The sequence below is a fragment of the Salinicola sp. CPA57 genome, assembly GCF_003206035.1.
Lineage (GTDB): Bacteria > Pseudomonadota > Gammaproteobacteria > Pseudomonadales > Halomonadaceae > Salinicola > Salinicola socius.
Genome location: NZ_PZJR01000004.1, coordinates 52850 through 65620 on the forward strand (window position 1 = coordinate 52850; position 12771 = coordinate 65620).

The following is a 12771-nucleotide window of genomic DNA, read 5'->3' on the forward strand; positions in this document are numbered from 1 at the left end:
GCTCACGATTCTCCTCTCCGCGCCCCATCAATCGACTCGGCCAGTTCCCGCGTCAATCCCAGCGCGCCTTCCAACCCTGACTCGGCGAGCCGCTCGACCAGCGCGCTGCCGACGACGACGGCATCGGCAATCCGGGCAACGGCGGCGGCCGTCTCGCCATCGCGCACGCCAAAGCCGACGGCGACCGGCAGGGGCGAGCGTCGTTTGAGCTCGATGAGGGATTCGTCCAGCGAATCCGCGATATCGGGTCGTCGGCTGCCGGTGACGCCATTGAAGGCGATGCGATAGACGAAGCCATCGCCCTGGGCGAGCAGCGCCGACAGCCGTTCCGGCGGCGTGGTCGGCGCTACCAGCGGAATCCGCGCAAGCCCCAGGTCGCGCGCTTTCGCTGTCAGCGAGGCGCCATGTTCCGGCGGCAGATCGACCAGAATCAGACCATCGACGCCAGCATCGGCTGCCGCCTGTAGAAAACGATCTTCACCGAAGCGCTGAATCGGATTGAGATAGCCCATCAGCACGATCGGGGTCTCATCGTCGCGTTTTCTGAAATCCCGCGCCATCTCCAGTGTGCGAGCCAGGGTCTGGCCGTTCGCCAGGGCTCTCTGGCCGGCCCGCTGGATCGCCACGCCATCGGCCATCGGATCGCTGAACGGCATGCCGAGCTCGATGATATCGGCGCCCGCGGCCGGCAAGCGTTCGAGCAGCTCACGGCTGGTCTCGGGATCGGGGTCGCCGGCCATGACATAGGTCACCAGCGCGGCGCGGTTCTCGACCCGCAGTGCCGCGAAACGACGCGTCAGGCGCGAGTCGACGATCAAGGCCTCGGTATTCGAGGTACTCATATTCAGGACCTCCGTATCCAAGACATCCGTATTCAAGACATTTGTATTCAAAGACGAAACGCTCATGATTCGGCCTCCTCGGGCATCAACTGGCGGGTGATGGTGTCCATGTCCTTGTCGCCGCGACCGCTCAGGCAGACCACGATGACCTGGTCCGGCCCCTGCGCCGCCGCCAATTGTCCCGCATGATAGAGCGCATGCGCCGACTCCAGCGCCGGCAGAATGCCCTCCCGCCGGCAGCAGAGCGCGACGGCCTCCAGCGCTTCGTCGTCGGTAACCGCGACGTAGCTCGCCCGGCCGCTGTCGTGAAGATAGGCGTGCTCGGGGCCGACACCGGGATAGTCGAGCCCGGCGGAAATCGAGTGCGCATCACGGATCTGGCCGTCGTCGTCCTGCAGCAGATAGGTTCGATTGCCGTGCAGGATGCCGGGAGTGCCACCGTTGATGCTGGCGGCATGGCGGCCACTCTCGAGCCCTTCCCCGGCCGCCTCGACACCGACCATGGCGACGTCGTCGTCGAGAAAGGCGTGGAACAGTCCCATGGCATTGGAGCCGCCACCGACACAGGCGACCAGCGTGTCCGGCAGACGGCCCTGTGTCGCCAACAGTTGCTCGCGTGTCTCGACGCCGATCACCGACTGAAAGTCCCGTACCATGCGCGGATAGGGCGCCGGTCCGGCCACGGTGCCGATGATGTAGAAAGTGTCGTCGACATTGGCGACCCAGTCGCGCAGCGCCTCGTTCATGGCGTCCTTGAGCGTCGCCGTGCCGCTGTGGACGGGTACGATCTCGGCACCGAGCAGGTGCATGCGCTGGACATTGGGCTGCTGGCGCTGGATATCGGTCGCGCCCATGTAGATCACGCAGGGCAGGCCAAGCCGGGCGGCGACCGTGGCGACGGCAACCCCGTGCATGCCGGCCCCGGTTTCGGCGATCAGCCGTTGGCGGCCCATGCGTTGTGCCAGCAGTGCCTGGCCCAGGGCGTTGTTGATCTTGTGCGCGCCGGTGTGATTGAGATCCTCGCGCTTCAGATAGATCCGCGCGCCGCCGAAGTGTTCGGTCAGACGCTCGGCGAAATAGAGCGGCGTGGCGCGGCCGACGTAATCGCGCTGCAGCTCCTGCAACCGCGCCCGGAAGACGGGATCGGCGCGTGCTTCGTCGTAGGCGGTTTCGATCTCGCCAATCAGCGGCATCAGCGTTTCCGCGACGTAGCGCCCGCCATAGCCCAGTCTTTGCGGGTCGCCATGGCCGCGATTCGAGCTGCCACCAAAGAAACCATGCTGGTCGGGAAGGTCAGTCATCATCGAGTTCATCAGTCAGATCCGGTCGGCCGATTCAATGGATTCAGATTAGGCTGGTCGCGCGTCGGAAAAAATCGATAAACTCTCGTCTTCATGTGAGAAAAAATCACCGATTGGCGGAGAAGACATGACGACGCTACCCTCGCTCAATGCGCTGCGCGCGTTCGAGGCCACGGCCCGTCTGGGCAGCGTCGGCGAGGCTGCTCGGGAATTGCATGTCACCCATGGCGCAGTCAGCCGCCAGCTGCGGACGCTGGAGCACCATTTCGGGATCGCGCTGTTCGTCAAGGCCGGTCGCGGGCTGGTGTTGACCGCCCACGGCAGATCGCTGTATCCCGCGGTGGGTGATGCTTTCTCACGCTTGAGCGAGGGGTGTGCGGCGCTTGCGCGGCGCCTCGACGAGGCGCCGTTCGCCCTGGCCTGCCCGGGAAGTCTGCTGGCACGCTGGCTGATCCCGCGGCTCGACCGGCTCAACGCCGAGCTGCCCGAGCTGCGACTGCGCGTCGTTTCCAGCGAGAACGAGCTCGACCCGCGCCGCGAGGATATCGATGCCACGCTGCGCTTTGCGGCGCCACCGTGGCCTGACGACATGGCGGTGATCCCGCTGATGCCGGAGCGAATCGTTGCCGTGGCGACGCCGGAGATCTGGACGACGGCGTCGAAGGCCTCGGCCAGGGCGACACTTGAACGGCTCACGCTGCTGGACACGGCGTCGCGGCCGCAAGCCTGGCCCGAATGGGCGGCTGCCATGGGCGTCGACGATGCGACGCTGTCCGAGGCGCGCGCCAGGGGCCGCAGCTTCGAGCATCTCTACTATCTGCTGGAGGCCGCGCTGGCGGGGCTGGGCGTTGCCATTGCCCCGCAGCTGCTGGTGGCGGGCGAGCTACGTCAGGGGCGACTGCTGGCGCCGTGGCCGGTGATCGAGACCGACGCCTCGCTGGGACTGTGGCTGGCCCCCGGCGTCGATACGCGCCGCGGCGAACGGCTTGCCGAATGGTTGCGTCGCGAGCTGTCCCTTACCGCGATGGAGAACGACTCGATGATGAGACGCGAACGGTCGAGTCAGTCACGACTGTCCTCCTCCTCGAGGGATGCCGCGCGCTGACGATAGAGCTCGCTGGCTCGGGTGAGGTGATCTCGCATCGCCTGTTCCGCCGCGTCGGGATCGTTGTCGGCCAGGCAATCGACGATCTGGTGGTGTTCGCGAAGGGAGACATCTTCCGCCCCGCGGAAACTGACGATGCCGAGATGATAGTCCTTCAGCCAGTGCAGCATGGCGCGGGCGGTCGCCGAAAAGATCGGATTGCCGGTCATGTCGGCGATGGTGCTGTGAAATTCCATGTCGCGCTCGATGAAGGCATCGCCGTGTCGGCTCTGCTGCATCTCGTCGATCAACCGACGCAATGTGGCGATATCCTCGGCTGTCGCCCGCGTCGCGGCCATGCGCACCATGCCGGCTTCGAAGAACACCCGGGCCTGCTTGAGATGGTCGATGTTCTCGGCATCGTCGTCGAGCAGAAAGCGGGCGGTGGTATCGAACTGGGAAATCATGGCGGCGACGGTGACTTCGCTGACCCGAGCGCGTTCGCCATGGTTGATGGTGATCCGGCCCATCGACGCCAGTTGCTGCATGGCTTCGCGAATCGCCGGTCGGCCCACGCCGTAGAGCGTCATCAGCTCGCGCTCCGGGGGCAGCTGGTCGCCGGGTTGCAGCTTCTGAGTGCGAATCAACGCCAGCAGGCGTTCCAGGACTTCATCCGATAGCTTGCGTCGACGAATCGGTCCCGCGGCGATGTCATTCATGGCGTTCCTGTGTGATGGCGACGGCTTCGCGCACCGTCCTGTCGATACGCACCCTAGCATAGCCGCTTCGGCCAACGGGAAAACAGTCATTGTGGCTGACGCTCATCGACTCCAGCGCGCCGGAACGACGCTCTGATGCGCCGCCGCCGCGCGATAGGCGGCTTCGACCAGCGCCAGCGTGTTGAAGTTGTCCTCGCCATGGGTCTCGACCGCACGACCATGACGACGTGCCTCGAGCCAGTCGGCCTGGAAGGCGAGCACGCTCTCCTGAATCGGCCACCACGGAGCTTCACTCCAGGCTGGAGGCTCGGGACGAACATCGCGCCTGTCGCAACCGCCCTCGGCGCCATGGATCTCCAGCTCGAAATCCTGACGCAGGCGCAGCGAGCCGTTGTCACCGTCGATCTCGATCAGGCTCTGGGGAAACGGGTCGTCGGCCAGCCGGGTGGCGTAACTGCAGTCCACCACGGCGGTCACGCCGTCGTCGTGATGCAGCATCAGGGTGGCGACGTCCTCGCCGTTGATCCCGGGATTGACCCGCGCGGTCTCGCAGCTGAGCCGCTCTACCTCGCCGAACAGGGCGCGGGCGATATCCAGCACGTGAATGCCCAGATCCTCGATGATGAAGCGCTCGACGCGAGCCAGATAGGGTTGCGCCTTGTAGACGTCGAAGCCGCTGCGATAGCTGATCCGGCCGAAGAAGGGCCGGCCGATCCGTCCGGCCCGCAACACCTCGATCGTCTGGCGCACCGCCCGTTGCCAGCGGAAGTTCTCGTGGATGCTGAGACTCACGCCGTTCTCTGCGCACTGCACGATCAGTCGGCGGGCCATTGCCAGCGAACCGGCAAACGGCTTCTGGCAGATGATGTCGACGCCGTGGCGTGCCGCCAGCGGCACCAGCGCCGCGTGGGCCTGCGTGGTCGTCGCGATATCGACGAAATCCAGGCCTCGATTTCCGGAGCCGGTGAGCGCCGCGAACATCGTCTCGGCGTCGGTGAACGTATCTTCGATACCGAACAATGCCTGAAAATGTGCCAGCCGCCGTGGATCTCGGTCGCACAGGGCCACGATGCTAACGCCTTCCAGCTCCTGCCATGCCCGCATCTGATTCTCGGCGAAAAAGCCGCAGCCGATCAGCGCGCCCTTTACGATTCGTTCTCCGGCCATCCAGGTCACTCCTGCAATCACTGCTTCCGATGGTCCTCTCCCGGTCTGGCTTTCCCGGAGTGGACAGCGTAATGGCATTAAATCGGGGCATGGAGATCATGTCATCATACCAAAGGTCGAATGGCATCCCCTGTCAAACCCGCCATCATCGAAGACAGGCGGGTCAATCACCGCATGACGATCGTCGATCAGGGAGACCAAGGCGTGGCAGAGAATGATATCCCGATAGCAGGCGACTCTCTGGCCATCGCTCGTTACGGCACGTCCAGCGCCGATCCCGATCTGCGTGATATCGGGCTGGGCCCGCTGTCGTTCAGCTGGCAGGCGGGGGCGCTGCGTTGGCTGCGATACGGTGATATCGAGATCGTTCGCGGTATCGCCGCCGTTCTTCGCGATCCGCAGTGGGGGACTTTCGCGCCGATCGTCGATGACGACTTGATCGCGCTTTCCGAGGACGACGCCACGCTGACGCAGACGTTTCATCTGCCATCGGGGAAGGGCGCCGAACCCTGTCTTCACGGCCAGCTGAGAGTCGCGGCCAGCGTGCGTCAGGTCACGGTCACACTGATGCTCGAAGCGAACGCCTCGTTCCCGACTGCACGTAGCGGCTTGAGCGTGCTGCTACCGCTGCGTGGGATTGTCGGCGCGCCGGTGAAGGTCACCCATACGGATGGCCGTAGCGAAGCGGATCGCTTCCCTCGCCTGATCAGCCCGTCCCAGCCGCTGTTCGATATTCGACGGCTTGAGTTCTCTCCAACGCACGATGTCACGTTGAGAATCGATTTCGATGGTGATGTCTTCGAGATGGAGGATCAGCGCAACTGGTCGGATGCGTCGTTCAAGATCTACAACCGACCGCTGGCCTGGCCCACGCCCTACGTGCTGAAAGCGGGCGATCGGATCATGCAACAGGTCACCGTTTCGCTGCTAGATCGCGACGGAGGCTCGCCATGAGTGTCGCCGGTCGGACGATCCGGCTCGGAGAACCGCTATCGCTGATGCTGCCGTCCATCGGATGCGGCGTGTGGCTGGATCGTCTTTTCGATCTGGATCCGACGCTCGAGCGCCTGTCGCGGCAGCTCGAGGCCGTCGCGCCACGGCATCTGGACGTGCTGCTCGATCTGCGCGATCCGCTGACACTCGAACGGTTGGCCGGTCTGATGTCCCTCGCCAGCGAACGCCGCGTGGCGATATGGCTCTACGTGGTCTGCGAGGACAGCGATCCCGGACGGTCGCTGGCCGCGCTGGCCAGGCGGCTGGAGAGCGTGTCGCTCGTACCGGCAGGGATGCTGGTGACGCCGGCGGCCTATCTCAAGAGTCACCAGCCGGATGGCGACTGGCCTTCGGGTACCTCGCCCGATCAGGCACTGGCGGCAGCGCGTCCGTTATGGCCGGAGCTGGCGCTGGGCGGCGGCGTGCCCACCTACTTCACCGAGCTCAACCGCTGCCGCCCGGACCCCACGACGATCGACTTCATCACCCATGCCGTCTCGCCCATCGTGCATGCCGCGGATGATCGCTCGGTGATGGAAACCCTGGAAAGCTTGCCGGATATCGTCGCCTCCTGCCGCGCGCTGGCACCGGATGTGCCCTACCGAATCACCACCACTGCCATCGGCGCCTGGACCAACCCCTACGGCGAGAAGCTCACGCCCAATGACGGCACGCAGCGCGTGACCCTGAGCGACAACGACCCGCGCCAGGGCGGGCTTTTCGCGGCGGCCTGGGCCGTCGGGTTCGTGGCCCGCGTTGCCTGTGCCGGGGTCGATGCCGTCACGCTGTCGTCCCTCGGTCCACCGTTCGATATCGGCGCCGATCATCTCTATCCCGTGGGCCACGTCATCGCGGGGTTGGCGCGAGCAGCAGGGCGACCGCTGCGCCAGCTGCAGCTGGAACACCCGCTGACCTCTCTGGCCTGGCAAACCGAATCATCGGCGGTCAGCGAAGTGTGGATCGCCAACTTGAGTGCGGATGCCGCGCCGCTGCGCCTGGCGGGTGCCAACCTGCTCGAACTGTCGCGACTCGATGCGATGGGGGACGGCTTTCAGCCGGCGCCGAGCAGGCAGGCATGCCTGCGCGCGGGTGGAACCGATCGGCTCGCAGGGTTTGAAATCCTCAGGCTCCGCGTGCAATGCCCGATCTCCGATGCGATCCGCTAGCGCCTTCACACACCTCCGCCGAGAGAGACTTGCCGATCACGGCCGCCATGCTCGGTCTACGACGTTTGCCGTATTGCCGAAGTGGTATGATGACCTGATGATCGCATGACTCTTGCCGCGATATGGCCGACATCTACGGGCCATGCCGTGGTCACCGACAACCTTTTGCGGGAGTGGGAGCGATCATGGAACACGCGGCAGCCTCACCGGTAGAAACGTCCGCCATTCGCAAGGTGGCATGGCGTCTGGTGCCCTTCGTGGCCCTGATGTTTTTCGTCAATTACCTGGATCGGACGGCGATCTCCTTTGCCGCACCCAACGGCATGAATACGGATCTGGCGTTGAGTGCCGCGCAGTTCGGCTTTGCCTCCGGGATTTTCTTCCTCGGCTATATCCTGCTGGAGGTGCCCAGCAATCTGGCGCTGCATCGCTTCGGCGCGCGCAAGTGGCTGGCCCGTATCATGGTCAGTTGGGGAGTCGTTGCGCTGCTGTTCACCTGGGTGGACAGCGCGGGCGGGCTGTACTTCCTGCGGTTCATGCTGGGCGTGGCCGAAGCGGGATTCTTCCCCGGTGCGATCCTGTTTCTGAGCCTGTGGGTACCGGCGCGCTATCGTAGCCGCATCCTCGCGCTATTCTATCTGGCCCAACCGTTGACCACGGTCATCGGCGCGCCGCTGGCGGCCTTGCTGATCCAGCACGATGGCGCGTTCTTCGGCTTGGCGGGCTGGCGTTTCATGTTCTTCGGCGTGGCCATTCCGGCCATCCTGCTGGGTATCGTCGCCTGGTTCTATCTGGTTGATCGCCCGGCTGATGCGCGCTGGCTGACGGCCGAGGAGAAGACGTGGTTGACCACCGAGCTCGAGCGGGAGTCCCGTCAGAAGCTTGGCGCCAATCAAGAGAAGAAAGGGCTCAAGCAGGCGTTCTCCAGCGGCCGGGTATGGGCGCTGTGCGGGATCTACTTCGGTTTCATCTACGGCCTTTACGCCCTCGCTTTCTTTCTGCCGACGATCATCGGCGGCTTCGAGGCGCAGTTCGGGACCCATTTCGGCCTGATGCAGAAGGGCCTGATTACCGCCGTACCCTATCTGCCGGCGGCGGTTGCACTCTATTTCTGGTCTCGCGATGCCACGCGACGTGGGGTGCGTAGCTGGCACATCGCGTTACCGGCCTTCACCGGGGCGCTGAGTGTGCCGTTGGCGCTCTACATGGCGTCGCCCGCCGCGACGATCGCCATGATCACCATCACCGCCTGCTCGATCTTCGCCGCGCTGCCCAATTTCTGGACGCTGCCGACGCGCTTTCTCGACGGCGCTGCTGCCGCCGCGGGCGTCGCGTTGATCAACACCATCGGCAATATCGCCGGATTCTCCTCGGGGTACCTGACCGGTGCGCTTCACGACATGACCGGCAGCTACACCCTGCCGATGTTCGTGGTTGGCGGTTTCATGGCGATGGCTGGCGTGGTGATGCTGGCGATCAGTCGTGAACCGGTGATGCCCAGCCGTCGCATGACATCGCACGACGCGACGGCTGGGCACTGATGATGGCCCTGCCAACCGATGCCGGAGCAACCATGCGGATTGGACTGAGTACCTACGCCTTCTTCTGGCGCGGATCGGACCGGGTCGAGGACCCGATGTCGCTGGAAGCGATGCTCGAGGAGACGGCGGCACTCGGCGGTGACGTGTTCCAGATTTGCGATTACCCGGCGATCGAAAACTTCGACGACGCCCGTCTGACGCAGCTACGGACGCAGGCCGAGCGCCTCGGCGTCCGGCTCGAGCTCGGCACCAGAGGCGTGGCGCCCGATCACCTGGACCGCTATCTCGAACTCGCCGAGCGGCTGGACGTGTCGCTGCTGCGCAGCATGCTGTATCGAGATGCCGATCGGCCTTCTACGGAGGCGGCGATCCGGCGGCTGGCATCGATCCTGCCGCGATTGCGACGGCAGCATGTCACCCTGGCGCTGGAAACCTACGAACAGGTTTCCGTCGAGGATCTGATGACCGTCGTCGACTCTCTCGATGATCCGCACATCGGCGTGTGTCTCGATCCCGCCAACTGTGTCGCCGCGCTGGCGCTCCCCGAAGCGGTGATCGCGCACACGGCGGACCGCGTGGTCAATCTGCACGTCAAGGATTTCCACTTCACCCGCGCCCCCGGCTGGGTCGGCTTCCAGCTCATCGGCTGCCCGCTGGGGGAGGGTCAGTTGCCGTTCGACGCCATGCTGGAACGCGTCGACCCGGTCTCTCGCGGTATTTCCCTGGTCATCGAGCACTGGCTGCCCTGGCAGACGGATGCCGCGACGACCTGTCGTCTGGAGTCAGAATGGACCCGACACAACCTGCACTTTCTGAGGAGTCACACAGCATGACGCAATCGTATCGATCGATCGCGCTGGTCGGCGCTGGCGGCAAGATGGGTATGCGAATCTCGGCCAATCTGGCGCGCAGCGATTTCAACGTGCACTACTGCGAGAACGCGCCGGAAGGTCAGCGGCGCGTGCGTGATGCCGGGCGAGCCGTGTCGGCCATCGATGACGTCATTGCCGACTGCGATCTGCTGATCCTGGCGGTGCCGGACATCGTGCTCGGCAAGGTCTCCGAAGCGCTGGTGCCGCAAATGAAGGCCGGCGCGACGGTGCTGACGCTGGATCCGGCAGCGGCCTACGCCAACCTGCTGTTCCCGCGCGAAGATATTCACTACGCTGTGGCGCATCCGTGTCATCCGTCGGTATTTCTGGAACGCTACACTAGGGAAGAGCATGCCGATGCCTTTGGCGGCGTGGCGGCCACTCAGTCCGTCGCGGCGGCGTTTGAGAGCGGCAGCGACGCGGAAAAGGCGGCGCTGGAAGCGGTGATCCGTGTGATGTACGCCCCGGTCGACGACGTGCACTGGATCACCGTGACTCAGCTGGCCTATCTCGAGCCCACGCTGGTGGAAACGGTGACCTGCATGCTCGGCACCTTCATGAAGGAGGCACTGGACGAGACCGTCGCGCGCACCGGCGTGCCCCAGAAAGCCGCCGAGGCGATGCTCTACGGTCATATCCAGATTGCGCTGGCGGTGGCGTTTCGCAGCACCAATCCGTTTTCGGATGCCTGCATGATCGCGATCGACTACGGCCGCGAGAATATCCTGCGTGACGACTGGAAGAAGATCTTCGAGCAGTCCGAACTCGACAAGGTGATCGCGCGGATGCTGAAGATCGATCGCGTGCGTCGCGACGAGTCAGGGCTCGCGTCTGCGAAATAGTACGGTGCCTACTTCCGCTGCTGTTCCTTCGCCTGCATCCGCTCCATGGCGCGACGATAGGAGCCGTTGCGCACCGCCCAGCGCACCACCGGGGCGATGGTGCGAATGCCCTGGCGCACGGCGTGGCGTTCGAGCGTCGACATCTCGAGACTCAGCAGCGTTGCCGCCCAGGGTGGCAATAGATCGATGCCCGCACGCATGAACAGCGCCCCGGCGGGGCGGATGATCGGGCTCGGCGGCAAGGCGTGCAGCAGCACGTCGATGACGTCGCGGGTGCGCGAATCGCAGACCAGATAGCGGCGCTGGTGTTCCAGGTAGGCGTCGATGGCCGCGCGGGAGCGCGGCACCTCGCGGGCGCCCAGCGCTTCGGCCACGCGGGCGGTTTCGGCAAAATAGCGATCCTGATCGGCGAGGCCGAGGTTCGGATTGCGATAGCGGATGTGAGCAGCCAGAAAGCGGCTCATCTCGGCGACGTGCACCCACACCAGCAGGTCGGGATCGTTGGCGGCATAGGGCGTGCCGTCGGCGGCGTGGCCGCTGACGCCATCGTGAACCCGCCGCACCCGCTCGAGCAGACGCTCGGCGTCGTCGCGGGAGCCGAAGGTGGTGACGGCGATGAACTGGCTGGTACGACGCAGCCGGCCGATCATGTCCTGGCGGAAGTTGGAGTGATCCCAGATGCCGGCCAGTGCCAGCGGATGCAGCATCTGCAGCAGCAGCGCGCTGACGCCGCCGCACATCATCGGCGTGAATTCGCCGTGGACTTTCCACGCCACGGTTTCCGGCCCGAACAGGCCCGGGTCGCCCTTGGGCTGGGTATAGTCGACCCCGCCCAGCGTGCGCCCGGTGAGATGGCTGATGCGATTTTCGATGGCGTCGCGCAGGGAGGTCATGGCATTGAGATCATGTTATTGGGATCATGTTGTCAAGCTCGGCTCAGGGCGATGAAGCATGAAGGATCTCGCCATCGGCAGCGGGAACCCCGTCGCGGATGGCGCGGGAAAAGGCCTCGCTGCCGGCAGTGTAGGGGATCTGCCGGGCACGCGGATTGATATAGCCTCGGCTGCGCAGGAATTCGAGCGGGTGGCTCGTGTCCAGTCCGCCGATATCGTAGACGTACTCCGGTAGGTAGCCGGAGAGAATCAGCCGGATATCCTTGGGTAGCCCGGAGACGATCCTGGCCGCCATGTCGAACACGATGGTGGTGCAGTTGCTGGTCAGGGTGTTGTAGAACTCAGGGCTTTGGCGCAGCCGGTCGGCCTCGTCCAGATAGGCGAGGAAGAGCTCACGACGGGCCTGTGGCGACAGGCCGACGCGATAGAGATAGACGTCCTCATCGCGCACGTTGCTGCGCAGGCGCAGGATATCGTTCTCGTCGGCGGCGATCAGGTTGAGCTCGAACTGCTTGAAGAAGCCGCCGCTGATCGAGAACGCCTCATCCCGCTCGCGTCGGATCTCCACTGAAAACGTCAGATGCCGGCCGTCGGCAAAGCCGAACGTGACCAGCGTGTGGGCGATCGCCGGCCCCATCCAGTAGGAGACCACCATATCCACCGCGTCGAGCTGCGAAAGGTCGTACTCTCGAGTCTCCCAGCGCGGTGTCGCCGTGTCCGGCGTCTGCCATTCGAAGTCGCGCACGTTGTGAAGCGTGACCCGGTCGCCGTCACGTTCGACCGCCAGCTGGCGTGCCACGTCCGGCGCCCAGTCGCGATCATTGCGAGGTTCGAGACTTTGCCACCAGGTCACTAGCACGATCAGCGCCAGCGTGAACGTCAGCCGGATCGTCGGTGCCGCGCGGCTGCGCTGCGGCTTGCGAGGCGCGTTCTCAGTCATGAGAGGCGTACGCCGCCTGATCCGCCATGGCGCGATCAGCGCCGCGCCGCCGATCAGCACCCACGCGGCAATGGTAAGGAGGACGAGCGGGCGTGGCCCCGGCAGTTCGAAATGCAGTGCCAATGCCCCCCAGCCGATCACGCTCAGTATCACCACGGCACGCAGCAGCTGGTCCACGAACCCTAGCGCGCGCCTCACGCCGCTTCGATGCGACTTGTTGGTCGATCCCACGCCTTGCCTCAGTCTTCCGGGAAACCCCGATCATGCCGAAGTCTGGGGTGGGGATAAAGCGGAAAGCCGTTGCGGCCGACCGGATCAGCAACGTTATACTAAAGTCTAAATTCTGGTCAGATTCTCTATCCGTCCACCGTCTGTGGTATCTGTTCCCGCTGCTGCGGGCGCGCTATCGTG

12 protein-coding genes are annotated in these 12771 nt (G+C 64.7%); 6 read left to right on the forward strand and 6 right to left on the reverse strand.

Annotated features, from left to right (window positions below):
* Positions 1-2: 2 nt before the first annotated feature.
* Both trpA and trpB read right to left on the reverse strand, forming a co-directional pair.
* On the reverse strand, positions 3-842 hold the full coding sequence (gene trpA, locus DOM36_RS06240; RefSeq protein WP_110642001.1) for a tryptophan synthase subunit alpha: 840 nt from the start codon (positions 840-842) through the stop codon (positions 3-5).
* Between the two features lie 62 nt (positions 843-904).
* Positions 905-2158, reverse strand: a complete 1254-nt coding sequence (gene trpB, locus DOM36_RS06245) for a tryptophan synthase subunit beta (RefSeq protein WP_348626385.1) — start codon at positions 2156-2158, stop codon at positions 905-907.
* 112 nt (positions 2159-2270) lie between these two features.
* Here trpB and DOM36_RS06250 point away from each other — a divergent pair, with 112 nt between their 5' ends.
* Positions 2271-3248 carry a LysR family transcriptional regulator gene (locus DOM36_RS06250; protein ID WP_075571304.1) on the forward strand — a complete coding sequence of 326 codons (978 nt, stop codon included), beginning with the start codon at positions 2271-2273 and terminating at the stop codon, positions 3246-3248.
* Here DOM36_RS06250 and nanR read toward each other — a convergent pair.
* Both nanR and DOM36_RS06260 read right to left on the reverse strand, forming a co-directional pair.
* Positions 3206-3946 (reverse strand): transcriptional regulator NanR, encoded by a 741-nt coding sequence (gene nanR / locus DOM36_RS06255; RefSeq protein WP_110642003.1) that lies wholly within the window; start codon positions 3944-3946, stop codon positions 3206-3208. The genes DOM36_RS06250 and nanR overlap by 43 nt on opposite strands.
* Before the next feature lie 102 nt (positions 3947-4048).
* The gene (locus DOM36_RS06260; RefSeq protein WP_110642005.1) at positions 4049-5113 is read right to left on the reverse strand and encodes a Gfo/Idh/MocA family oxidoreductase; all 1065 of its coding nucleotides are present in this window, start codon (positions 5111-5113) and stop codon (positions 4049-4051) included.
* A gap of 204 nt (positions 5114-5317) precedes the next feature.
* Between DOM36_RS06260 and DOM36_RS06265 the strand changes: the two genes are divergently transcribed.
* The 5 genes from DOM36_RS06265 to DOM36_RS06285 all read left to right on the forward strand — a co-directional run bounded on the left by DOM36_RS06265 (position 5318) and on the right by DOM36_RS06285 (position 10527).
* Positions 5318-6067: a hypothetical protein gene (locus tag DOM36_RS06265; RefSeq protein ID WP_157958577.1), complete on the forward strand. Its 750-nt coding sequence runs from the start codon at positions 5318-5320 to the stop codon at positions 6065-6067.
* Positions 6064-7272, forward strand: coding sequence for a hypothetical protein (locus tag DOM36_RS06270; RefSeq protein WP_110642009.1), 1209 nt, complete (start codon positions 6064-6066; stop codon positions 7270-7272). The genes DOM36_RS06265 and DOM36_RS06270 overlap by 4 nt, the downstream gene beginning before the upstream one ends.
* A gap of 185 nt (positions 7273-7457) precedes the next feature.
* Positions 7458-8813, forward strand: coding sequence for an MFS transporter (locus tag DOM36_RS06275; RefSeq protein WP_110642011.1), 1356 nt, complete (start codon positions 7458-7460; stop codon positions 8811-8813).
* 32 nt (positions 8814-8845) lie between these two features.
* Positions 8846-9646, forward strand: a complete 801-nt coding sequence (locus DOM36_RS06280; protein ID WP_075569468.1) for a sugar phosphate isomerase/epimerase family protein — start codon at positions 8846-8848, stop codon at positions 9644-9646.
* A complete protein-coding gene (locus DOM36_RS06285; RefSeq protein WP_110642013.1) occupies positions 9643-10527 on the forward strand; it encodes a phosphogluconate dehydrogenase C-terminal domain-containing protein in 885 nt (294 codons plus the stop codon). The genes DOM36_RS06280 and DOM36_RS06285 overlap by 4 nt, the downstream gene beginning before the upstream one ends.
* Positions 10528-10535: 8 nt before the next feature.
* On the opposite strand, the gene DOM36_RS06290 is transcribed toward DOM36_RS06285, so the two are convergent.
* Both DOM36_RS06290 and DOM36_RS06295 read right to left on the reverse strand, forming a co-directional pair.
* Entirely contained in the window at positions 10536-11420 is an 885-nt protein-coding gene (locus DOM36_RS06290; RefSeq protein ID WP_110642015.1) for an oxygenase MpaB family protein, read from the reverse strand.
* Positions 11421-11463: 43 nt separating this feature from the next.
* On the reverse strand, positions 11464-12591 hold the full coding sequence (locus tag DOM36_RS06295) for a DUF4105 domain-containing protein (protein WP_232823750.1): 1128 nt from the start codon (positions 12589-12591) through the stop codon (positions 11464-11466).
* Positions 12592-12771 lie beyond the last annotated feature (180 nt).

Bases quoted from the DNA above. Each gene is read 5' to 3' on its own strand.
- trpA (WP_110642001.1), bottom strand. From the start codon at position 842: ATGAGTACCTCGAATACCGAGGCCTTGATCGTCGACTCGCGCCTGACG.
- DOM36_RS06250 (WP_075571304.1), top strand. From the start codon at position 2,271: ATGACGACGCTACCCTCGCTCAATGCGCTGCGCGCGTTCGAGGCCACG.
- nanR (WP_110642003.1), bottom strand. From the start codon at position 3,946: ATGAATGACATCGCCGCGGGACCGATTCGTCGACGCAAGCTATCGGAT.
- DOM36_RS06260 (WP_110642005.1), bottom strand. From the start codon at position 5,113: ATGGCCGGAGAACGAATCGTAAAGGGCGCGCTGATCGGCTGCGGCTTT.
- DOM36_RS06270 (WP_110642009.1), top strand. From the start codon at position 6,064: ATGAGTGTCGCCGGTCGGACGATCCGGCTCGGAGAACCGCTATCGCTG.
- DOM36_RS06275 (WP_110642011.1), top strand. From the start codon at position 7,458: ATGGAACACGCGGCAGCCTCACCGGTAGAAACGTCCGCCATTCGCAAG.
- DOM36_RS06280 (WP_075569468.1), top strand. From the start codon at position 8,846: ATGCGGATTGGACTGAGTACCTACGCCTTCTTCTGGCGCGGATCGGAC.
- DOM36_RS06285 (WP_110642013.1), top strand. From the start codon at position 9,643: ATGACGCAATCGTATCGATCGATCGCGCTGGTCGGCGCTGGCGGCAAG.
- DOM36_RS06290 (WP_110642015.1), bottom strand. From the start codon at position 11,420: ATGACCTCCCTGCGCGACGCCATCGAAAATCGCATCAGCCATCTCACC.